General features: G+C 46.7%; 18 protein-coding genes. 11 read left to right on the plus strand and 7 right to left on the minus strand.

Annotation, left to right across the window (positions count from 1 at the left end):
• Window positions 1–26: 26 nt before the first annotated feature.
• A complete protein-coding gene (locus H8K52_RS03965; protein WP_186921599.1) occupies window positions 27–2339 on the minus strand; it encodes a family 65 glycosyl hydrolase domain-containing protein in 2313 nt (770 codons plus the stop codon).
• Window positions 2340–2410: 71 nt separating this feature from the next.
• Window positions 2411–3061 carry a beta-phosphoglucomutase gene (gene pgmB, locus H8K52_RS03970; protein ID WP_186921600.1) on the minus strand — a complete coding sequence of 217 codons (651 nt, stop codon included), beginning with the start codon at window positions 3059–3061 and terminating at the stop codon, window positions 2411–2413.
• Between the two features lie 167 nt (window positions 3062–3228).
• On the opposite strand from pgmB, the gene H8K52_RS03975 reads away from it, so the two are divergent.
• A complete protein-coding gene (locus H8K52_RS03975) occupies window positions 3229–3912 on the plus strand; it encodes a hypothetical protein (RefSeq protein WP_186921601.1) in 684 nt (227 codons plus the stop codon).
• Between the two features lie 141 nt (window positions 3913–4053).
• Window positions 4054–4878: a carboxylesterase family protein gene (locus tag H8K52_RS03980; RefSeq protein WP_186921602.1), complete on the plus strand. Its 825-nt coding sequence runs from the start codon at window positions 4054–4056 to the stop codon at window positions 4876–4878.
• Between the two features lie 66 nt (window positions 4879–4944).
• Here the strand turns inward: H8K52_RS03980 and H8K52_RS03985 are convergent, their stop codons facing one another.
• Entirely contained in the window at window positions 4945–5310 is a 366-nt protein-coding gene (locus H8K52_RS03985; protein WP_186921603.1) for a four-helix bundle copper-binding protein, read from the minus strand.
• Between the two features lie 273 nt (window positions 5311–5583).
• Here H8K52_RS03985 and H8K52_RS03990 point away from each other — a divergent pair, with 273 nt between their 5' ends.
• Both H8K52_RS03990 and H8K52_RS03995 read left to right on the plus strand, forming a co-directional pair.
• The gene (locus tag H8K52_RS03990; RefSeq protein WP_186921604.1) at window positions 5584–5970 is read left to right on the plus strand and encodes a VOC family protein; all 387 of its coding nucleotides are present in this window, start codon (window positions 5584–5586) and stop codon (window positions 5968–5970) included.
• A gap of 25 nt (window positions 5971–5995) precedes the next feature.
• On the plus strand, window positions 5996–6403 hold the full coding sequence (locus H8K52_RS03995; protein ID WP_186921605.1) for a hypothetical protein: 408 nt from the start codon (window positions 5996–5998) through the stop codon (window positions 6401–6403).
• 39 nt (window positions 6404–6442) lie between these two features.
• On the opposite strand, the gene H8K52_RS04000 is transcribed toward H8K52_RS03995, so the two are convergent.
• Window positions 6443–7264 (minus strand): alpha/beta fold hydrolase, encoded by an 822-nt coding sequence (locus tag H8K52_RS04000; RefSeq protein WP_186921606.1) that lies wholly within the window; start codon window positions 7262–7264, stop codon window positions 6443–6445.
• Between the two features lie 235 nt (window positions 7265–7499).
• Between H8K52_RS04000 and H8K52_RS04005 the strand changes: the two genes are divergently transcribed.
• The gene (locus H8K52_RS04005) at window positions 7500–7808 is read left to right on the plus strand and encodes a single stranded DNA-binding domain-containing protein (protein ID WP_186921607.1); all 309 of its coding nucleotides are present in this window, start codon (window positions 7500–7502) and stop codon (window positions 7806–7808) included.
• A gap of 121 nt (window positions 7809–7929) precedes the next feature.
• Here the strand turns inward: H8K52_RS04005 and H8K52_RS04010 are convergent, their stop codons facing one another.
• Window positions 7930–8607 carry an outer membrane lipoprotein gene (locus H8K52_RS04010; RefSeq protein WP_186921608.1) on the minus strand — a complete coding sequence of 226 codons (678 nt, stop codon included), beginning with the start codon at window positions 8605–8607 and terminating at the stop codon, window positions 7930–7932.
• A gap of 303 nt (window positions 8608–8910) precedes the next feature.
• On the opposite strand from H8K52_RS04010, the gene H8K52_RS04015 reads away from it, so the two are divergent.
• From H8K52_RS04015 to H8K52_RS04030, 4 genes are all read left to right on the plus strand, one after another.
• A complete protein-coding gene (locus H8K52_RS04015) occupies window positions 8911–11046 on the plus strand; it encodes a S9 family peptidase (RefSeq protein WP_246464262.1) in 2136 nt (711 codons plus the stop codon).
• A gap of 250 nt (window positions 11047–11296) precedes the next feature.
• A complete protein-coding gene (locus H8K52_RS04020) occupies window positions 11297–11782 on the plus strand; it encodes a hypothetical protein (RefSeq protein ID WP_186921609.1) in 486 nt (161 codons plus the stop codon).
• Between the two features lie 418 nt (window positions 11783–12200).
• Window positions 12201–13412, plus strand: a complete 1212-nt coding sequence (locus tag H8K52_RS04025) for a cytochrome P450 (protein WP_186921610.1) — start codon at window positions 12201–12203, stop codon at window positions 13410–13412.
• Window positions 13413–13477: 65 nt separating this feature from the next.
• The gene (locus H8K52_RS04030) at window positions 13478–15760 is read left to right on the plus strand and encodes a patatin-like phospholipase family protein (RefSeq protein ID WP_186921611.1); all 2283 of its coding nucleotides are present in this window, start codon (window positions 13478–13480) and stop codon (window positions 15758–15760) included.
• A gap of 246 nt (window positions 15761–16006) precedes the next feature.
• Here the strand turns inward: H8K52_RS04030 and H8K52_RS04035 are convergent, their stop codons facing one another.
• Window positions 16007–19048, minus strand: coding sequence for an Ig-like domain-containing protein (locus H8K52_RS04035; protein ID WP_186921612.1), 3042 nt, complete (start codon window positions 19046–19048; stop codon window positions 16007–16009).
• Between the two features lie 373 nt (window positions 19049–19421).
• Window positions 19422–19874: a TFIIB-type zinc ribbon-containing protein gene (locus H8K52_RS04040; RefSeq protein ID WP_186921613.1), complete on the minus strand. Its 453-nt coding sequence runs from the start codon at window positions 19872–19874 to the stop codon at window positions 19422–19424.
• A gap of 205 nt (window positions 19875–20079) precedes the next feature.
• Between H8K52_RS04040 and H8K52_RS04045 the strand changes: the two genes are divergently transcribed.
• Both H8K52_RS04045 and H8K52_RS04050 read left to right on the plus strand, forming a co-directional pair.
• Window positions 20080–20874 carry a hypothetical protein gene (locus H8K52_RS04045; RefSeq protein ID WP_186921614.1) on the plus strand — a complete coding sequence of 265 codons (795 nt, stop codon included), beginning with the start codon at window positions 20080–20082 and terminating at the stop codon, window positions 20872–20874.
• Between the two features lie 297 nt (window positions 20875–21171).
• Entirely contained in the window at window positions 21172–22518 is a 1347-nt protein-coding gene (locus tag H8K52_RS04050; RefSeq protein ID WP_222613668.1) for a heme-binding protein, read from the plus strand.
• The last annotated feature ends 11 nt before the right edge of the window (window positions 22519–22529 follow it).

Consider the following 22529-nt stretch of genomic DNA (forward strand, 5'->3'; position numbering starts at 1 on the left):
AGCTGATACCCATTTTAATTCAACACTTACCGCGCCACCGTCAAAGTCTCACGTGCAGCCACTTGTTTTTCTTCGCCAGCCAGCCGCAAAGTCAAACCAACATCGGACTCATTTTCTATCATGACAGCGTCGTTGGCAACTGTCACTTTCAACAAAGCACCACGGAAGGTAATTCTGAAAGAATAGCCCTGCCATTGCTTAGGCAAACTTGGATTCAAACACAAAACGCCTTGCTGCACACGCACACCGCCAAAGCCTTCAACCACTGACATCCAGGTGCCAGCCATCGAGGTGATATGCAAGCCATCATCCGTATCGTGGTTGTAGTCATCCAGATCCAAACGCGCAGTACGCAGATAGAATTTGTATGCCAAATCGTCATAGCCCAAGGACGACGCCAAAATGGAATGGATGCACGGTGACAATGAAGATTCATGCACGGTCAGAGGTTCATAGAAGTCAAAATTCTTCTTAAGCGTCTCTTTATCGTAGTTCGCTTCAAAGGTATAAATCCCCTGCAAAACGTCGGCTTGCTTAATATAGCAAGAGCGCAAAATTCTATCCCACGACCAATTTTTATGAATTGGATATTCACCTTTAGGAATCGCTGACATCGGCAACAATTCTTTATCCATAAAGCCGTCATGCTGAATAAACACACCAGTTGGCGCATCGACTGGCAAGACGATTTTTTCTGCGACATCGGCCCAAATTGTTTCTTCGTCTTCGTGCCCGCCCAATTGGGTTTTAGCGACGATCTCGGCGTAACGTGCAGGATCGCTCGCTTTAACTTGCGCTAAGGATTCGCGGGTGTAATTCAAAGTCCATTGCGCCAGCAAATTGGTGTACCAATTATTATTGACGTTATTCTCGTATTCATTTGGCCCCGTCACACCCAACATGATGTAGCCATTGCGACGATCTGACCATTGCACGCGTTGACGCCAGAAACGTGAAATCGCGATCAAGACTTCCAGGCCGTACTCTGCTAAATAACCAACATCACCCGTATGATTGATGTAGTTGTATATCGCAAAACTCATCGCGCCATTGCGGTGAATTTCTTCGAAAGTAATTTCCCATTCGTTATGGCACTCTTCGCCATTAATCGTGACCATAGGATACAAAGCCGCGCCATGCTTAAAGCCCAGCTTGGCGGCATTCTCAATCGCGCGGCCGAGATGCTTGTAGCGATAGACGAGCAATTGACGTGCGACTTTTGGATCGGCAGTTTTCAGATAAAAAGGTAAGCAATACGCTTCGGTATCCCAATAAGTCACGCCACCATATTTCTCGCCAGTGAAACCTTTCGGGCCGATATTCAGGCGCTCATCTTCACCTGTATAGGTTTGATTCATTTGCAAAATATTGAAACGGATCGCTTGCTGTGCAGCGACATCGCCATCAATCGTGATATCGCATTCCGCCCACTTTTTCGCCCATGCCGCGCGCTGCTCACTCAGCATGTTGTCAAAGCCCTTCGTCTGCGCCGCGGCAGCACTTGCTTTCGCAGTCGCCTGTATCGTCGCCTTCTCAGCATAGAGTGAAGAAACCACCGCAACGTACTTAATCAAGCTAACAGACTGTCCCTGCGCGATATCAACATGCACGACATTCGCGACAAATTTTTCTTTCGAGATTGGTTCCGCTTGTAACGTCTGAGATGCACCATCAATTTCCAATGACAAAGCAAACGCCGTCGCCACATGAAACGCAGTCTTCTTAGTTTCACCAGTAATCGCGGCAACACCCAATTCTGCGCTACGTGAAATCTCTACCCAAAACTGTTCGTCGTAATTGGAATCTTGATTCACCACATTCAAATCAAGCAAAGGTGTGAACGTGAGCTTACCGCTGAAATTCAAAGCTTTGACCGAATAGCGAATCACCGCATTGTCGGTATCGACGATGCTGGTGAAACGTGTTGACTGCACCTCGATTTGCTTGCCGGAAGCTAAGGTCGCCACAAAGCTACGTTGCAAGATACCTTCTTGCATGTTCAACACACGCTTAAAATTCGCTACGCTCGCCGTTGCCAAATCGAGTTCTTCGCCATCGACATTGACGTTAATGCCGATCCAATTGGTCGCATTGAGCACCTTGGCGAAATATTCTGGATAACCATTTTTCCACCAACCGACACGCGTTTTATCTGGGTAGTAAACGCCTGCCACATAGCTGCCGCGCAAACTGCTGCCACTGTATTTTTCTTCAAAATTGGCACGCTGGCCCATCTTGCCATTGCCTATCGAAAAGATACTTTCGGAGATACGATTCAAAGCAGGATCAAAGCCTTCTTCGATGATATTCCACGGGTCTTTTTTGATGTAATCTCTCATTGCTATTTCATCCGTCTTGGTTTTATTTTGTTCGTTATTTTGTTCGTTATTTTGTTAGTTATCTTCTTCAACTACGCGAATCTGGCAAGCACATCTGCGATGCTCAAACCTGCAAAATTCGGCAACACAAAATGCGCCTGATCTAGTACGGCCGCACTGCCGATACCCACCACTTTCATGCCCGCATTACGTGCCGCCTGCACACCTGCCACCGCATCTTCAAACACGATGCACGCGCTAGCAGGCACTGCTAATTCTTCCGCCGCTTTTAAGAACACTTCAGGATCGGGTTTGGCTTTACTGACTTTATTGCCATCGACAATCGCATCAAACTGATCGAGCAACTGTATGCGCTCCAAGATCAAGACCGCATTTTTACTCGCTGATCCCAGCGCCACTTTGATGCCCTGCGCGCGCACTGAAGTCAAAAACTCGGCAGCACCTGGCAAAATTTCTTCTGGTCCGATTTGCTGTATGTATTCCAAGTACCAACCATTCTTACGCACCAAGGCCGCATCAAATTCCGCGTCATCAAGCTGCTTGCCACCCAAGCGCAAAATCAATTTCAAAGACTCAACCCGACTGACACCTTTAAGCTGCTCATTGTCATGCTCAGTAAAATCAAAACCCAAACTATTCGCCAAACGCTTCCAAGCCAGATAGTGATACTTCGCGGTATCCACAATCACACCATCTAGGTCAAAAATGCAGGCTGGTTTCATAGACTTACTCATATTCTGGAAAATTAAAAAGCGCTGATTGAATGATTTTTTGTGAATTTTTAATGGGTTAATTCAAAGCGCTTTGGATTGATTTCCAGTTTAATTCAAAGCGCTTTGAAAAGTAAAGCAAAAAACGCGAGGTTTTGTTGTTTTGTGGAATTGAAGGGATGGCGCTTGCTCTGACCTATAGACGAAATCACTACGCAACTGCCGGAAAAATAGCAGTTACAAGATTCACCGAGCATTTGAAACATCATTGTGATTCTTACATTTGTATGTTAACTTCGTTTTCTTTCACATTGAAACAAGTTAGATCTCGTATGGCTCAATCACCTTACTTTGTAGAGACTCGCTGGGGCGGGAGTGAAGATTCCCCACCCGTCAAACGTCTGGCTGAAATCGTTGATGAACTCAACGTCAATGATAGTGAACATCCCGATACATGGTTAGTACATGAGGAAAGCGGTTGGACATTGCGGCTGGATGAGGAAGGTTTCGCTTATTTGGACGATCCAGATCTTTCAACTATGGGACACATGAATAGCGTATCTCGCGCTAAAGGACTGGAATTGTGGATTAAATTTGTGGAAGCAGGCCCTAAAGGCGTTGAATCCTTTACTTGGGTTCAAGGACCTAGAATATTTTCAGAACTAGAAATCAGAAACCAACGCATCGAATCTGAAAGAATTATTCTCGAAAGTGATCGCGAGTTTTTTCAACAGTTAGGAACTGAAGACCAAACTCAGAGTGGCAAAAATGCCAGTTGTACACGTGGGCGTATCGAGTACAGCGTATTTTGTGCTGTTCATCACTTCGAGCAAATCCGAAAGCGCCCATGCCCATTTGTATAGTCTTGGCGCAGAAATCTAGCCTTTGATCGATTGAACAAATGACGGCGGTTCAAACTTGAACACTTTTACCAACGCACGCTCGCCCCTGTTAGCCTCTCATCTCAAACGCAAAACCTGAAGTTACACAACCCAAATCAGTCAATGAAAAAAACAAAAATACTCATTTTCCTTCTCTGCGCAGCCCTGACAAGCTGCGCAAGCATCTCCCCAAAACAAGAACTGATAGACAACCCCACTCCCCTGTCACGAGAAATTTTCAATACGGTATCCGCCGAGCAATTTGAGAGCGCCAATTTTGTCTCTTCACGCGGTGCGCAATTACCCTATCGCTTGCTGCGGCCATCAAAACTAATTCCAGGAAAAATTTATCCGCTAGTAGTCCAACTGCATGGATCAGGAGAAATTGGGACTGACAATGTAAGCCAGTTAGATCGACTGGCGAAAAGCTGGGCAATGCCGGATGTTCGCGATCGGTATCAGGCCTTTATTTTGATTCCGCAGTTTTCAATCAGAAGCGCGAACTATGGTCCAGCTTCACCGGGTCAACATGCTGTGCCTTCGGCTATGTTGAATGACACAGTTGAGCTAATTAAGCAATTTAGCGCAGCAAATCCCGTGGATAAATCACGGATCTACGCCTCGGGATTTTCTATGGGTGGCTCAGCAACTTGGCTGTTGCCAAGCATCGCACCGGGTATGTTTGCAGGCATTGTTCCCATGTGTGGAATCGCGCCGCCTAACTCTCTGGCAAACAGTTTTACGAATCTCCCTATCATCGTGATTCACGGTGACGCAGATTTAGAGAACCCGATTACCGCTGATCGACGATTTGTCCAAGCGATTGCTAGTCAAGCTGGGCAGCAAGTCACATTGAGAGAGTACAAAGGGCTGAAGCATCAGCCACCTTCCGATGTCTATCCCGGATACTGGTGGCGTGATTGGTTATTTAGTCAGCAGCTCAAATAAGGTCTATTTCGACGGACTGCTGATTTACGATAACTGCAAAACAGCGTTGTCCGTCGTCGCCTAAATTCAGCCAGCTTTGTCACACATCTTACGGCAGCTTGCAGCGCAATCGTGACAAGCCTTGACACAGGCATCCATGCCGCCAACGGCTTCACAGCTTTTGGCGCAAGCCTCACAAATATCAGCGCAAATGCCGCAAAGCGCTTGATGGAATGGTGAACCAGATAAATGCATGTTGGCGGATGTTTGACAGATCGCAGCGCAATCCATCATTAGTCGAAAATGCGTGGCTTCGACATGCGCTCCGCCCATCTCCAGACAATGCATCATCGCCGTGTGCAAACAAGTCGCGTGGCAATGCGTGCAGGCTTCAATACACGATTGCATCTCTTTATTGTGGGCAGTGTGGTCGCTCGCCATGATTTGATTCATTTGTGGTTCTCCTAAAATGGTTAATTGGAAAGAGCTACGATTCACCGTAAAAGCAATCGGTCGAGATGCTCCTCTTTCTACTGACAATAGGAGATTGATGGGTAAGAGTCTGTTCGACAACGTACGATTATTCTCTTTTTGGACTATTTCTCATCAGCTTATTCATTGCATGATCTAAAAAGTTGGCAGACAGGCTGCATACACCTTACTATCTAGCCATGCGATCAAGGCATATCGCGATTCAGTCGTTTTTCTTCTCAAACAGGAGGCAACATGCAAAGAGTCACAGGCATAGGCGGTATCTTTTTCAAAGCTAAGGATGCACCGGCATTGCAGGCTTGGTACAAACAGCATTTAGGCATTGATGTTCAGGCTTGGGGTGGCACAGCTTTTAGTTGGGCGGACAAGGAAGGCAAGCCAGTCGGTGGCACCACGATTTGGTCTATCGGTGGCCAAGAGGGAGATGCGTTCGCCCCCAGCTCGGCACCTTTTATGATCAATTATCGAGTCGACGATTTGCTTGGCTTAGTTGAGCTACTGAAAGAAGAAGGCTGCCATGTGCTCGATAAGATAGACGAATCTGAGTACGGTAAATTTGCCTGGGTGATTGATCCCGAAGGCAATAAAGTTGAGCTCTGGCAGCCGCCGCTAGGTCAATAACCAACATTCAGCCAACATCCTACTCATGCCAACGAACATCATCACCGTCGCCGGTCGTTTCTCAATTTTTATACTCGTATCACTAGTCGCCTTCACGGCAATTTTGTACTTCGTTACTCGCCATCGCGTACGACGTCCTCAAGGTTTCAAGGTGATCGCAGTCGCACTTTTGGTCGTCGTTGGCGGCATGGTGTTTGCTAAATTTGGAAACAATGCAGGTTTACCGTGGTGGATTTATTATACGGTTCCCGCACTTGTGACCTTGCTAGTGCCGCCCTTGTCTTTTAAATTCAATGGCAAAGAATTGCTGCAGTATTTGTTACTGGCCTTTCTATCATCGCCAGCGATTCATGTACTGTTTTCGTTTTTCTTTGACTGGCACGAATATATGCCTTTCATCCATATACCTTCGCTGCGCTCATTGCTTGCCTAAATACATGCAATGAACGGTTAGTGGAATACGGCTTCGCCACTACTGACGGATAAATGTCAGCAAATCTTGTGTGAATTTTTCTCTATGCGTTGCAAACAAACCGTGTGGCGCGCCGGGGTATTCAATCAGCTTGGCGTCCTTGATGCCTTGTGCAGCCAATCTAGCCGAGGCTTCAATAGGTACGGTCTTATCTTCTGTGCCGTGAATAATTAAAGTCGGTACTTTAAAATGCGCTAAGTCACCGCGAAAATCCGTGCTTGAAAAGGACTTTAAGCATGCCAGAGTCGCTTTGAGACTAGCCTGCATAGCGATATTGCGCATATTGTCTAACAGCTCATCACTGATCACATTGCCGGGCGTATCCGCACCGAAAAAAGCACGAAAGAAGCTAGTGAAAAACTTGGCACGATCTTCATTGATTTTCTGCGCAGTTTCATCAAATGCCGCTTGCTCAGTGCCGCTTGGATTGTCGGCCGTCTTTAAGCGAAAGGGAACGATAGAAGATACCAGTGCCGCTTTTGCCACTGACTTACCACCATGGCGCGACATATAGCGAGCGACTTCCCCACCGCCCATAGAAAATCCTACGATGATCGCGTTCTGCGCTTGTGTGTATTCAATCACGGCAGCAAGATCGTCGCTCAAAGTATCATAATCGTAGCCATCCCAGGGTTGGGCAGAACGGCCAAAACCACGACAATCATAGGCAATCGCGCGATATCCTGCATCCGCGATTGCCATCGCTTGTGCATCCCAGCTATCGGACGATAAAGGCCAACCGTGAATCAAAATGATGGGCTGACCTGCACCCCAGTCTTTTACATAAAGCTTAGTATGGTCTTTTGTATCAATGTAAGTCATGGCCCAGCCCTTTACGTGAATCAGTGCGGATAAATTCGAATCGCGATACCTTCGAGGCCGAATATAGGCGGTCAGCATACGTTTGACCGTACGACAGCGCACCCAATTAAGAAGAAAAGTACGATCAAAGAGGAACCAGTAACGTATTAAAATGTTGCCGGCATTAAATGCTTAGGTTCTACCCACGGGACAGGCTCTATAATGGCCGTCATTCCATTTTTATGAAGCACTCAAGATGATAGATGCACTGATCGCAGGACGCCTATATGGCATCGCTGAACAAAGAACGGGCCATGCGGGTTCTAGCTACGTAACTTGCAAAGTCAAAGCAATGACAGATGATGGCGATGGCATCATCTGCAATGTGATTGCCTTTAACGATGTTGTGCGCGAGGCTTTGCTCGGTTTGGAGGATGGTGCGAGTGTTAGTCTGTCAGGTGCATTGACACCCAAGGTCTGGACTGACAAGCAAGGTAATGCACGTCCAGCTTTAGATTTAGTCGCGCATAGCATACTGACGTTATCGCAATCTGCGTCTGAATAAAAAACGGCGACTTGAATGTCAAGTCGCCGTCTGTATTTTATTTTGAGCGTTTTATATTAAGTCGTACTTGACTCGAATTTAGCTCAAAATTAGCTCAAATTTGCTTCGCCTTCACGACCATCTAGTCATTGCTAACCAAGCGACCATCGGTCAATCGTACCCGATCGCCTTCGCGCCACTCTGGTTTATTGCTTGGCTTAAAGGTGCGAATGTCACCGTTTTCCATTTTCACAACGACTTCGTAGATGGTTTGCGTGTTACGACTTTTTTCGATCTCGTTGCCAGCGTAACCACCACCCACAGCACCAGCGACTGTCGCTAGTTTACGTCCATTACCGCCACCGACTTGATTACCGATCACACCGCCAAGGACAGCACCTGCCACGGCGCCAATGCCGCTACCCTTTTCTGCTTTTTGTTCATAACTAGTAACAGAGTCAACCACACCACATTGCTGGCAGATCGACTTACGTGGCGCTTCTGCGACCTTCACTGGTTCGCGAACTTTTTCTGCCGGACGCGCTGTTACGGTTTTATTGCTATTGGTGGATGTTTGACGTGACGCAGCATTGTCAGTTGAGGCGACTGGTTGAACTGGAGTCTCTACAGCATCCTTAGATTGTGCTGATGCGACATCCGTGGCCAAGCTGTTAGGCATAGAATCTTGTTTGACTTCACTCTTTGATCCTGGCAGTAGACCTGTCATCGCTGCGACGCCGACCAGACTAAAGATAATAACGGCAATGGCGGCAATCGCCATTAATGGGTGTAAAGTTTTTTTCGATTGGTTATCGCTCATTTTGGACTCTTATTTGATGTGGACACGCATAGTAACGGCTATTTCACTTTGAAGGTTGACCAAGTCAAGCGAATGCACCGCATTCATCCCAAATGGGCAAACGCTAGTGTCAATTTTTAAATAATGCATTTAGCAACGCTGCGATCATCATCGAAGGTAAAAGCGTTCAAGCACAGCCAACGGTAATGCAAGCGAATTATGACTTTTAGCCAGAGTTATCGATGCAAAAAAAAGATCGATATTGTCATCTTCGCCGAACTCTCATAAGATGCATTCCTCACTGTTTTATTTATAAGGATATCTATGTCCCCTACAAACTGGTCTGCACTCGGCGTCTCTATGATCATGGCGATGAGTAGCACACAAGTCGCTGCACAAGCGAGCAAAACTCTATCAGCACCCATCGCGGCCAAAGCCCAGTGGTCTGAAGTCCGCCACGGTGAGACGGTCACCGATGATTACCGCTGGTTACAGAAAAAAGAAGATCCAAACGTCATCGCCTATCTGAATGCAGAGAATGACTACACAGCGGCCCTGACGGCAGGTGTGCAGCCTTTGGCCGACAAACTGTTTGCCGAGACCAAAGGACGCATGAAAGAAACGGATCTGTCTGTGCCTGTGCGTCGCGGCAAATATTATTACTATTCTCGTACGGAAGCTGGCAAGCAATATGGCATCAATTGCCGTCGCCTGGCCGACGCGCAAATGAATTACGATGAAAAAGCCGCAGAAGAGATTCTGTTGGATCAAAATGAATTAGCCAAGGGTCAAAAATTTTTCATGGTCGCGGGCACTTCGGTGAGTCCTGACGATCGCTACCTCGCCTACTTGACCGACACCACGGGCTATCGCCAATTCAAATTACAAATCAAAGATTTAAAAACTGGTGAACTCTTAAGCGACACCGCTGAACGTGTCACCAGCATGGCGTGGGCAGCAGATAACAAGACCATGTTTTATGTGCAGGAAGATGCGACAACCAAACGCTCTGATCGCTTATTCCGCTTTAGCCTCGGTGAAAAAGCGAGCGAAATTTACCATGAAAAAGTCGAGCAATTTGGTATCGGTGTTGGCACTACCCACGATAGAAAATTCATCCAACTCCAAGCCTACGCGACGGATACCAGTGAAACATGGATGATCGCTGCGGACAAGCCACAAGCCGCATTCGCATCCGTATTGGGTCGTACGAAAGGCCATCGCTACAATGTCGAACATCGTGATGGTAGCTTGTTTATCCGCACCAACAAGAACGCGAAAAACTTCCGTATTGTGACGGCACCTGTCGGCAAAGTCGCAGAGAAAAATTGGAAAGAAATCGTTAAGCACGATGACAAAGTTCTGGTTGGCAACTATGAAGTGTTCCGTGACTTTTTAGCGGTGACTGAAAAAACCCAAGCGCTCAATCGCACCCGCATTTACAACTTCAAGTCCAGGCAATGGAAGAGCGTACAGTTCAATGATGAAGTGTATTTAGCGAACACCACAGGCACGCCAGAATTCACTGCGCAAAAACTGCGTATGTCTTACCAATCACCCACCACACCGCCGATGGTGATGGACGTTGACATGGCGAGCGGTGAGCGCCAGATCTTGAAACAACAAGAAGTGGTCGGTGGTTTTGACGCCAGCAAGTACGAAGCCCGTCGCTTGTGGGCAACAGCAAAAGATGGCGTCAAGGTGCCATTGTGGGCCGTGTATAAAAAGGGCGTGAAGTTTGATGGCACTGCCCCTACCCTGCTGTATTCCTATGGTAGCTATGGTATTTCTACCGAAGCGACCTTTGCCTTGAGTCGTTTAAGCTTACTCGACCGTGGTGTAATTTATGTGCAAGCCCACATTCGTGGCGGTACCGATCTGGGTGAACGCTGGCACGAAGATGGTATGTTGATGAAGAAGAAAAACACCTTCACTGACTTTATCGCTGCTGCAGAATTCTTGATCCAAGAAAAATGGACTAGCAAAGATAAGTTAATTATTCAAGGTGGTAGTGCTGGTGGTTTGCTAATGGGTGCCGTCGTCAATATGCGTCCTGACTTATTCAAAGCAGTACACGCGGCTGTTCCTTTCGTCGATGTGATGAACACGATGATGGATTCCAGTTTGCCATTGACGACAGGTGAATATTTGGAATGGGGCGATCCAAACAACAAGGCCGCCTACGATTACATGCGCAGCTATTCTCCGTATGACAATATCGAGAAGAAAGCTTATCCAGCCATGTTGGTCACGACGGGTCTAAACGATAGCCAGGTCATGTATTGGGAACCAGCCAAGTATGTTGCAAAATTGCGCGCACATAAAACGGATAACAATCCCCTGCTTTTAAAAACCAATATGGCAGCCGGTCATGGCGGCGCATCGGGTCGTTATGATGCAATCAAAGAAGGCGCATTCAATTATGCGTGGATGTTGTCGCAATGGGGTATTCACGAATAAGGTAGTTTTTAAGAATATCCAACGAAAAACACAGGGATGATCCAGCACGGATATCCCTGTGTTTTTTTTCAGCTATAGGTATACAAACTCTACGCGCCTGCCGAAAAATAGTCCCTCAAATAATCTTAATGAACCATCAAAATTAAATACGTTTAAGATAAACACATGCAATGCTAGTATCAGATTGGTATGAGCCTCGACTATGACGCTCGTGTCATCACAACTCACATCACTTTTAGAGGTATTCAGCATGCATGACAAGGTTCTGAAATTCGTTTGCAATATCGTTTTAGGTACTACTCTTTTAGCTACCGCTTCGAGCAGTTTTGCAGTAGAGAAGGACGCTCTTCTGCCAGCTGGATGGACAGCCCTACCAAAAGAAAAATCTAGCCAAGGTGGTCTGGTCGCGATCGAAGGTTTTTTCACTAGTCCCAGGGTCAAAACAAAAGCCATACTGGTTGAGAACAAGACCGAAGGCAAGTATGGGCTAGCGGTGACCATGCCAACAAATCAAACAGCGAAAATTATCCAAACTTTTAAAGACATCTCTCCGAACCCACCGAGCCTCAGCGTGATCAAAGCTGGGAAGTATCATCCTACCTGCCAGCCAGAAGTGACAAAATGTGATGCGTTTGTCGTGAAAAATCAAGCCATTGGATTCGCGTTTAATGAGTCCAGCGCGCAAATCATCTACTTCGATAAGAATAAGTTTCACGCCGTTTTTGTTGCTGATTGAGCCTCTTGTTTGCAGCAAATTTGCCATCCATTTGTTACTCGTTTCTTAATCACTCGTTGTGTATGTTTGGCTTTGACAATCACTGTGTATATCCGTAATGATGACAACTTCGTGTAGCGATAAATTCTTTATTCCCTAGACTACACCCAACTTCACTATCCAAGTTTAACTATCAATTCGCGATGTATGTATGCCAACGCCAGCCTCCGTGCTGGCATTTTTTTTGCTTATTCATAAAAAGACATGCCAAGACACGTAAAACTATTGACACCAATAAATACTTTAGAAAATAGACTTTTTAATACAATTACTTTAGTCTTCGTTGCTCAATAAAATTTATTTTACAAAAACAATATTTATCAACGACGCATAAAGTGCAAATGACGCATGCACCTACGTCCACCAATGGGAGAACTTTATGGATTTCGCGACACGAATCAAAACTTGGGCAACTAACAACCTAGCTTTCATCTTCGGACTACTGCGCACTTTCAAACCGAATCTGATCATCAAAGAATTTGCACTGATCACGCGTTTTAGTGATGTACAAGAAGCCTTATCTCGCCCTGATGCACTAGGTGTCACTTATGCCGAAAAGATGGGTAAGATCACCGGGGGCAGCAATTTTTTCCTCGGCATGAACGACACCCCAACCTATACCCGCGATGTCTCAAATATGCGTTTAGTCGCACGTCGTGACGATGTGGCACAAGTGATTGCGCCTATGGTAGAAAAATTCGCCCAACAGCTAGTCGCTAAAGCCGATGGCAAAATCGAAATGGTGAGTCAACTCAGTAGTATCGTGCCTTGCCAATTTAGCGCAGAATATCTGGGGGTGGCCGGTCCAAGCCAGCAAGAATTATTTGACTCGACCAGCAGCATGTTTGCTTATTTATTTTATCCAGACAATCCTGACGAAGTCGATCAAGCCGCACTTGCCAACAGTGTCAAAACCTGCGCCTATCTTGATCAACTGATCGCACAACGAAAACAAGAAGCCGCCGACGGACAAGTCAAAGACGACATCATAGGCCGCTGTCTGAAGTTGCAAGCTAGTGGTACGCCAGGCATGAGCGATCTAGAAATTCGCAATAACATTATCGGCATCATCATCGGCTTAATGCCCACCACCTCGAAATGCGCGGTACTGGTGATCGACTATTTGCTAGATCATCCAGAGCTACTCGCCGGTGCGCAACAAGCAGCGCTTGCGAATGATGACGAGACACTACGTAAAACTATGTTAGAGGCCTTACGATTTAATAGCTTTGGTGCTGGAGTATTTCGCATTGCGAATGAAGACTATGTGATCGCCAGTGGCAGTTTCCGTTCTAAAAAAATCCCCAAAGGCAGCAAAGTGCTGGTGGCTTTGCAGTCAGCCATGTTGGATGGTCGTGAACTCGATGACCCTAAATCCTTCCGACTAGACAGACCCGATTATCAGTACATGCATTTCGGTTACGGCATGCATACCTGCTTCGGTCAATACATCAACATGGTGCAAATCCCCATGATTGTCAAAGCACTCTTACGTTGTAAAAATTTACGTCGCGCTGCTGGCGACGCTGGCAAGGTCAAGTATCAGCAAGCCTTTCCGGTCAGTTTGCATTTGGAATTTGATCAAAGCTGAATGACTAAAATTCGCAATACCAAATCGCGAGTTGTTATCCCGTCTTGAATTAAGGGCTGCACATCATGAATAACAAGCATCAACTCCTGCACGACATCTTCAGTGCCGAAATTGAAGAAATCAACCAACGAAAAATCTTAAGCAAAGATGGCGACATCATTTATCGTCGCGACCATGACTTAATCGATTTTGAAGCCATTTTACTGCCGCATGATAAGCGTTCAAAAGTGCTCAATGAGGTCATAGAGGAGATTAAAAATAGTCAATCTGCTTGGGAGGCTGATCAATCCGTCGCCCATCGCGGTCTGATCGGTCTGGCATTCTCTGGCGGTGGCATACGATCCGCGACAGTCAACCTCGGCATCTTACAAGGATTACGTAAGCTAGGCTTACTCAAGGCGGTTGATTATCTATCGACCGTCTCTGGTGGTGGCTACATCGGTTCTTGTTATAGCGCAGTCAATGCAGCGCAAGCAAAGTTACATACGCAGGCGGACGAAAAAACCCAAGCGATCGCGCACGATGCCTTGTTTCAACACCAACCCGGCGTGCCCGAAAATCCAATTTTCCGCCATTTACGCAATAACGCTAACTACATGGCTCCCAATGGATTGATTGATGTACTACGGGTTCCCAGCGTATTTTTGCGTGGTATGGCGATCAATTTCTTTGTCGTCTTTCCTTTCCTTTTATTGTTCGCCGCGCTCAGTGCAATTCTACTTTCCGCGCCTATCAATTGGCACCATCAATTAGCGACCTTGATTCGCGATCTTGGCATACCCTTGAGTAAAAGCAGCGAGCGGTTTTCTTTGACCATTACGGTCATCATGCTGACGGGTGCGGTCTATCTTTTGTCGCCTCTGGTAAGCGTATTATTGCAATCCCAAATGCAGAAAGAAAAAGGAAATGCTGGCTGGTTGATTCGTAGTCGCGCCAGTCGTTTTTTAGGCTGGTGTTTGGCCGCAATTTTTGTCTGTGCCGCCTTGGAACTACAACCCTGGGCAATAGAACTTTATCGCGACAAGCTCGGTCAACAATTCAGCTTTCAAGAAATCGCCTTGCTAGGGAGCTTTGGCAGCCTCGGTTTAAGCGCGATTGCGGCCAAACTTTTGCCCAAGATTGCTAATGTATTTTCGCGCATGGGGATTTATCTTTTGGGCTTAATCGGCTTCTTAGTATTTTGGCTGTTTTATCTGCATCTCAGCAATGATCTACTCAGCGCAATGCCCACGCAGCAAGCTGGTTTTGCATGGGTCAGCCCAGCGGGATTTACCGCCATCGCGATGCTTCTGCTGGGTTTTAACTGGCTCACTGGCGATGCCAATTTCACTAGTATCAGTCGTTTTTATCGTGATCGTTTAAGCAAAGCCTATATCTTTGGCTTCAATGCCAAAGACGAAATCGAACAAACTGATGATCTGAAATTATCGGCATTAGACTCCAATTTTGCGCCTTACCATCTACTCAATACCACCTTAAATCTAAGTCGCACCAGTCAAGCATATTGCGATGACCGACGCGGCGATTTCTTCTTTTTTAGCAAGCGCTATATCGGCAGTATGAGTACCGGCTATTGCCAAACTAGCGAAATGGAGACACATACACCCGAGCTCAATTTGGCTACCGCAATGGCGATCTCCGCAGCAGCGGCAGCACCAAACTTAGGCAAGAGCACTATTAAGCCGCTGGTGTTTATTTTGGGCATGCTCAATATTCGCTATGATTATTGGTTGCAAAATCCCTATTGGATCAAGCAAGGAAAGGCGTCTAGTGATCGCCCCAACCCTGGCTATTTTTTACGTGAACTCGCCAGTAATTTAAGCGCAGATACGGCATACGTCAATTTATCCGATGGTGGTCATATTGAAAATCTAGGCATCTATGAATTGATAAGACGTGAATGCCGATTAATCATCGCAGGTGACAGCGAAGAAGATCTGGCGCTCACGTTTTCTGGTCTTGCGGATCTTATTCGTCTAGTACAAATCGACTTTGGCGTCATCATCGTGATGGAAGGATTAGACGATATCCGCAATGGCAAACAACACTACGCCATCGGCACAATTTACTATTGCAATGAAAAAGTCGGCAAATTAATCTACCTGAAAACCTCGCTGTTAGGTGACTTCAGTCTGCGCGATAGCTTGGCACCCGATGCTTATCTCACGTCCCAATTACGTAGCGACGATGTGGCATTTGATCACAATCCCTACATCGCCCATTATAAAACGCAGGATCCGACTTTCCCACATCAATCCTCGGCCAATCAGTTCTATGACGAAACCCAATTTGAATGCTACCGCGCTTTGGGTTTTCAGATTGCGACGACGTCGTTGGGGCAACGCTAACAAGATAATTGGCACGGCTTTGCTTCACGACCAATTGCAAGATTGTGGATCAATCTAAGTATTGAGAAAATTAACTCATAGACGCTAGTGTCATTTCCACAAAGGCAGGAATCCAATGGCGCAAGAACCTGAAGACGCTGGATCCCTGCTTTCGCAGGTTCTACACCATGATGTTTTGGACTTCACTAAGTGGCAAAAAAGGGGCACGAAGCCCCTTTTTCTCGATCAGTAAGAACAATCACCTTCTTACATAAACACATCCTGCTGCAAATGAATACCAACCAACATATCATTGCTCGCGAGTGCAATTGGCGTCGCTGGTGGCACGGGCGGTATTGATCCAGGTAAGCTATTACCAAACAAATCCGCAATACCTGTACCGCTGGTTTTCAGATTCAAGTTCAAGCTGCCTGTACCCACAATTTGATCAATGTACACACGATAAGCGCTGCCGCTCAAAGCCGTGATGGAACTCAAATGCGCAGTTGCACCGCTGCCAGAGCTCAAGAAGAAATCATCAAGCGTCACACCAGTGACATTCTCGTTAAATTTCACAATATAGCTACCCGTTGTCACCGTCGGACGTGGTGAGCGTAAGGTTTCGATCGAGCTGATGAATGGTGCCATGTCATCGTCCAGACTGATCGTCAGTTTTTTGGTGAAACTCAAACCATTCGCGTCCGTCGCTTGCACCATTACGTAGTAGTCTTTTTCTGTCATTGATCGTGGATCGATCACTTTCAAACTATTACCAACGATGCTGAACTTCGCATTGTCGTTGCCAGCAGTGGCGGCCGTCAGTGCAAAGCTGTGGGTATCGCCGACATTGTTGTCCGTTGCCGATAACAAGCCCACCGTCGCATTCCCGCCTTCGGATTGCGCCACAAACGCATCAGACAACAGAATGTTAGTCGGTGCGGTGTTGACACTGCTGGTGATCACGGTGGTCGTGCTATTGATCGCTGTGCCGCCATGTTGATCTTGTACCGTAATGGTAAACGTCGTGGTCTCGCTGGTGTTCAATGCCAAACGACTAGGGTTTGGTTCGAACACCAAAGCACGAATCGCTGCCTGCATTGCTACTGGTGACACCGCATCATGCACATAACTAACGCCGCCATCATTGGTATAAAAACCCGCCAATGCCATCGAGTTCGCGGTGAAGCTGCCTTTCAATGGATTGTCTAATGTGATGGTGGCGGTTTCCAATGCACCGACATCGGGGTCAGTGACCGATATCGTTTTGAATGGTTGAATTCTTTGTACATTTGTCGCGGTTTGTCCGGCCTGACTTCCATCGACTGTTGGCGCGACATTTGATGAAACTAAGGTCACAACCGTGCTACCTTGCACCATCGCGTTACCAGCACCACTGCCGTCGTTAAAGCGCCATATAATCTCAGCGCTACCAGAGGCATTATTGGTATTGGCGTAGGTAATCTGTTGTAGTGCGGCGTTGACCAATGTCTGCGTCGCACTGGCATTAAATGCCAAGCTCAAATTGCCGCCAACATTTGTGAAGCTACCAATATCAATCGCACCAACGATGACACGACCACCACTCAATTGTAAGCTGCCACTACCTGCAAACACATCTTGCGGATTCGCCCCGCCATTGCGCGCTAGCGTTATGCTACTGCCAGCGTAATTTGTCGCATTCAATTCTTGGTCGGTGATTTGGACGTTGTTGTCGAGGACAACTGCGCTGCCGTTGTTTGTGTAAGTTGGTGTGGCGTCTAAGGTATTGTCGGTGTTAAACGTCGTATCTAGACTGCCATCCCTGTTGTAGCGCACAAGCGAAAACCAACCGCCACCTCCCTGCAGGATCTTACCATCCGCTTGCACCATAACGCTCGAGCCTTCTTCATAACCACCTAGATCGGTAATGACCGTGCCATCAGTGTCAAAAGTAGTATCCAGGCTACCGTTACTATTGTAGCGCAGTAGGGCAAAATCTCCCCCGCTTGTCCCACTAAGAAGAATCTTGCCATCCTCCTGCATTGCTATGCTGAAGCCTTGACCATAGTGACCTAAATGCGTAACGACCTTGCCTCCAGTACCAAAAGTCGTATCTAGGCCACCGTCACTGTTGAAACGCACTAAGGTAAAATTATCGTTGCCATTGCCATTCTTGCTGACTCCACCCAACAGAATCTTACCATCTGTCTGTACCGTAACACTGTAGGCTACATCTCTATCACCGATCGCGACTGTGACCTTACCGTCAGTATCAAAAGTCGTATCAAGGCTTCCGTTACTGTTGTAGCGGACAAGTGCAAAAACATTATTCCCGCCAATTTGGCTTTGTCCAGCGAGCAGAATTTTGCCATCTATCTGCACTATGATACTGCGGGTGAAATCCCAATCAGCTAAGTGAGTAGTAACTTTTCCGTCAATATCAAAAGTTGTATCGAGACTACCGCTACTATTGTAGCGTACTAAAGCAAAATCAGTATCAGCGGCTCCACCTACGAGAATCTTGCCATCCGCCTGCAGTGCGACACTTTCAGCAACATCAGGAACATTCGAATAACGACCAACACCGACAGTCGTAGTGAGTTCGCCATCCGTACCAAAAGTTGAGTCAAGACTACCATCACTGTTGAAGCGCACTAAAGCAAACGCCAATTTACCACCACTTTGGCTAGTTCCCGCAAGCAGAATCTTGCCGTCCGCCTGCACCGCAACACTAGGGTATGTTGTGCCATATTGAATACCCATTGCGACGTTGACTTTACCATCTTCACTAAAACTTGTATCTAAAGTGCCATCAACGTTGACGCGCATGATTGAAAAATCATAAATACTGCCACTCCAACTAGTTCCGCACAATAGAATCTTGCCATCCGCTTGTAACGCCAAGTCTTTTGAATCATTAACATTATCATTGAACGCGGCGACGAAACTGCCACTCCCAAGGTTGAAAGTCGGTGCATCATTGACTCCCAATACATTCAAGTTAAAAGTCGCAGCACTAGCACTCAAAGCTAGCCCATCGCTGACCTTAAACTGAAAAGTCGAATGCCCAATCCCACTCGCATCGGCCGCTGGCGTGAACACCAAATAACCCGCATTGATATCAGCAATACTAATGAGCTGATCATTCGCCACATTCACGCCTTTAAGGCGCAGCGTCCCTATCGTAGGTGGTACTGTGATTTGCACCGCTTGCAGAGTGTCGCCGCCATCGCTATCGACAAAATTAAAATCACTAGCACTAAGAACGTAACGAGTATCTTCGTTGGTATTGTGCGTGCTGTTACTGGTTGTCGGTGCAGCATTTGCCATGTTGTTTCCTTGTTAGCAGTTAGTGGAATCGTGTTTAATTCAATGACGTAATGATCGAAGGCTCTGTCAATTCATATGCTGATAAGATGCCAAATTCATATAGATCCTAGCTTGGCGACATGTGAGTCAATTGACTAGTGCTGGCAATATCAACAAAGAACGACAAACTATAGCAAGTTTTGAATGCCAGGTGTTGAATTGCCAAGTGAAAATAGCCTGTTTTATCGCTATTGACTTGAGAAGAAAGCTGAGAAGAAGATTAAAAAGAAGACTAAAAAGAAGACTGAAATGCGACCGGCCATCCCAAAGCACTAGCTTGTCGAACGGTGCAGACGAGGGCAGCAATATTCATTTTAGTGAAGCTCACGTTCCTCTATAAGTTAACAATCCCAGACACGAGATCAATCACATCGATCGCATCGAATGCATCAAATGTTGATTGCTGTGTTTTCGTTTGATCCACGGCTGTTAGACTGTTTCCAATCTTTTCCAAGCGATGTTTTGTCGGCAAACCAAACTGCAATATCATCTTTTCCAACTCGCCACTGTCTAACCAAATGCCATCGCAATGCGGACACACATCAATTTCGATTCCCTTAATATGCATTAGCATCATGGTGGTACATCGTTTTGGACATAGGCGTGGCGTATGCAGATTGGGGGTATTGCCTGCGATCTCTCGATGGACTTGTAAAGCAGCTTGCGCTTTGACTTGGCGAAAAAAATCACCTGGAATAAATATGCCATGACAAAGCTGGCAGCGATGGGAGCTCAGGCCCTCGACTAGTTTTTCTTGCAAACGCGATTGGTCGACTGGACAGTACATGTTTTCATCCATGAATGAGGAATGATAGGGATCTCGAATTACCAAAACTTCGTCGCAGCTTAGCACTACTTGGCTAGCGAATACATGAGTATTACGTGTCGACAATTACCGATAGTCAGGTGCTGCCAAGTTCTAAGAGAGCATCCAAAATCAATTTATTCAATGCTATCATCGCCCTATCTAAGAACTGACTATCGTCCCCATCATGACACCCCTCCCGCCTAAATATGTTGCTTCCAATCGTCCGGTCAATCAAAGGACCAGCCCACCACCTGATCCGGCGAAAGCAGCGATACATCCGCGCGTGCAAGAGCGAATGAACGCATTGAAAGCGAAACATCAATTCGGCCTTCCCTTGACGGAGCAATTACTTAGCGTCTACGGAACTGCAAAGCCAACACAACTGACTCTCACCAAGATCACCGGCGGCCTGCTGCTGGCACTTTCTGGCACAGGCTTGGCGTTCGCCGCCATCGAAAAATCGATCTTCCTCACCTGCGCGGCAGCATCAGGACTTTTACTTGGACTATTTGTTTTACTTCGACCAGGTTTACAAAAAACCGACGATACGAACCAGCATACCAACTTGTTTGATCCAAGCAGTGTGGCAGCCTTTGACCGTGCTTTGGAACAAATCAGCGATGAGCTTGATGCCAAGTTTTTGACGCAATTAACATCGATCAAAGCGCAAATCATACGCATCGCTACACTCGCGAGTCGCCCAGATGTGAGCGCACAATTTTCTATCGAGGACCGGCATTATTTAAGCGAAAGTCTGCGTCGCTACCTACCTGATACCCTGCAAAGTTATTTACAAGTACCGCTCAATGCGCGGGCTAACAAGATGGGCGACTTGAATCAAAGTCCCGACGAATTATTACATCAACAGCTCAATTTATTACAGCAGGAATTTGATAAGCGCGAACACAAATTGATCGAGAATACTGCCGAACAATTACAGCATCAACAGCGTTTTTTGGAACAAAAAATCAAGAATTAAGTTAGTGTCATGACGATCGTAACATAAGCCAATCAAAACCCTCTTCCCCATACTCACCGCGTTTTTCACCGCATTTTTCACATTCGATTCACACGTAAGTCACACTTAACTTACATGTAAACAGACTGCTATCTTTACTTTTTTATAGCGCCACTCCTGCATTTCCAGCAAAAAATGTTTGGCATAAAACATGCTAATGCTTATGTCGAGCAGATCGACCAAGGCGACTCTTGAGCCGGTCTGACAATCGACTGTCGATGAACTTTTACCGGTTCACAAGCACATGGGGAAATTCAAATGACGAATCAAAGTGTAGTGGTACATGCCAATCAAAGTTGGCTCGATACTGGTATTACCGTCTCGCCATCCAGCTCTCTGACCATCAGTTTTCAGACCGGCGCATGGACCGCAGACCCAAGTACCAATCATCAGCAATTATACGGACCCGCTGGAGACGCAGCGATCATCATTCCTGCGTCGGAACCTGGCTATCCCTTGGTTGGCGCGGCGATGGGCGCATTGGTGGGTCGTATAAACGATGGTCCCGTATTTTTGATAGGCGCTGGTCCTACTGTCTTGCCTAGTGGGCAATCTGGCAATTTATCGCTGTGCATCAACGATGACATTAACCATCTCTACGGTGCCGGACTGGCTGACAATCTCGGCCAAATCACTGTCTTCGTGTACAGCACCAACACCTTGCCGATGCTAACCTACCCAGTTATCAATGAACCCGCACAAGTATCGCCAGCGGCAGCCGGTAGTGCGCTGGGTCCATTACAACATTTGATCGGCACCTGGACAAATCAGCTCAAGGACACCGATGGTCTTCCGTATTCTTACAATGTGATGCCATTGCCTCAGGTAGATCCCAGCTCACCAACGGGATACATCTTAAAAAACTTTGCTTATTATGAGGAGCTAACTTTCTCCGCGATACACGGCAGCGCACCGAATCGCGGCGGCCTTGGCACACAGAATTGCAATGTGCTGTTCTACGAACAACGTGTGTACTTTGCCGAAGGTCCGAATAAAAATGCATTGGTGCATGCAGAAAATGGATCTCTGTTATTCATCAACGATCAATTACAGGCACTTGGCCCGTATGGTAATGGCGATCAACCGGGACTCGGGAATCAAACTGTTGCCAACAGTGTCGCGCCGACTCAGCAATTTAATCTGATTAAACAAATCTCAGTACCCCATGGGAATTCGATTTTGGCTGCAGGCACCTTTCAAGCACATACAGGCGCACCGCAAATTCCCGTCGTTTCTAGCTTGCCAAGCGGTGTGCCGACCACACAGTATGGGCAAATCGATCCGATCGCCAATCCCAATCCTGGCTACACACTCAATCCTAATCAAGCCTTAGCAGATGCGTTGTTGGCAGCACCAGTGACACAATTTATTGCACTCAATGTCAGTAGCGGCAACGGTGGTGGCGGTGTGACGAATATCGGCTTTGAACAACAGCATGCCAACGTCGATCAGTATTCGTGCACTTACTGGATAGAAGCCCTCAACAACGCCACGGAATTTACGCAACTGCAGTACTCACAAACCATCATGATGCGTTTGCCAATTGCTGGCGACATTATCAGTTTTCCACACATCACCACGAACACCCTGACCAAAATACAATAACGAAAGGAAGC

It is taken from the genome of Affinundibacterium seohonense (assembly GCF_014284305.1).
Lineage (GTDB): Bacteria > Pseudomonadota > Gammaproteobacteria > Burkholderiales > Burkholderiaceae_D > Undibacterium > Undibacterium seohonense.

Coding starts and splice junctions, on each gene's coding strand:
- H8K52_RS04005 (WP_186921607.1), top strand. CDS start 7,500: ATGATAGATGCACTGATCGCAGGACGCCTATATGGCATCGCTGAACAA.
- H8K52_RS04020 (WP_186921609.1), top strand. CDS start 11,297: ATGCATGACAAGGTTCTGAAATTCGTTTGCAATATCGTTTTAGGTACT.
- H8K52_RS04030 (WP_186921611.1), top strand. CDS start 13,478: ATGAATAACAAGCATCAACTCCTGCACGACATCTTCAGTGCCGAAATT.
- H8K52_RS04025 (WP_186921610.1), top strand. CDS start 12,201: ATGGATTTCGCGACACGAATCAAAACTTGGGCAACTAACAACCTAGCT.
- H8K52_RS03990 (WP_186921604.1), top strand. CDS start 5,584: ATGCAAAGAGTCACAGGCATAGGCGGTATCTTTTTCAAAGCTAAGGAT.
- H8K52_RS04000 (WP_186921606.1), bottom strand. CDS start 7,264: ATGACTTACATTGATACAAAAGACCATACTAAGCTTTATGTAAAAGAC.
- H8K52_RS04045 (WP_186921614.1), top strand. CDS start 20,080: ATGACACCCCTCCCGCCTAAATATGTTGCTTCCAATCGTCCGGTCAAT.
- H8K52_RS03980 (WP_186921602.1), top strand. CDS start 4,054: ATGAAAAAAACAAAAATACTCATTTTCCTTCTCTGCGCAGCCCTGACA.
- H8K52_RS04010 (WP_186921608.1), bottom strand. CDS start 8,607: ATGAGCGATAACCAATCGAAAAAAACTTTACACCCATTAATGGCGATT.
- H8K52_RS03975 (WP_186921601.1), top strand. CDS start 3,229: ATGGCGCTTGCTCTGACCTATAGACGAAATCACTACGCAACTGCCGGA.
- H8K52_RS04015 (WP_246464262.1), top strand. CDS start 8,911: ATGTCCCCTACAAACTGGTCTGCACTCGGCGTCTCTATGATCATGGCG.
- pgmB (WP_186921600.1), bottom strand. CDS start 3,061: ATGAAACCAGCCTGCATTTTTGACCTAGATGGTGTGATTGTGGATACC.
- H8K52_RS03985 (WP_186921603.1), bottom strand. CDS start 5,310: ATGAATCAAATCATGGCGAGCGACCACACTGCCCACAATAAAGAGATG.
- H8K52_RS04050 (WP_222613668.1), top strand. CDS start 21,172: ATGACGAATCAAAGTGTAGTGGTACATGCCAATCAAAGTTGGCTCGAT.
- H8K52_RS03995 (WP_186921605.1), top strand. CDS start 5,996: ATGCCAACGAACATCATCACCGTCGCCGGTCGTTTCTCAATTTTTATA.
- H8K52_RS04040 (WP_186921613.1), bottom strand. CDS start 19,874: ATGTACTGTCCAGTCGACCAATCGCGTTTGCAAGAAAAACTAGTCGAG.
- H8K52_RS03965 (WP_186921599.1), bottom strand. CDS start 2,339: ATGAGAGATTACATCAAAAAAGACCCGTGGAATATCATCGAAGAAGGC.
- H8K52_RS04035 (WP_186921612.1), bottom strand. CDS start 19,048: ATGGCAAATGCTGCACCGACAACCAGTAACAGCACGCACAATACCAAC.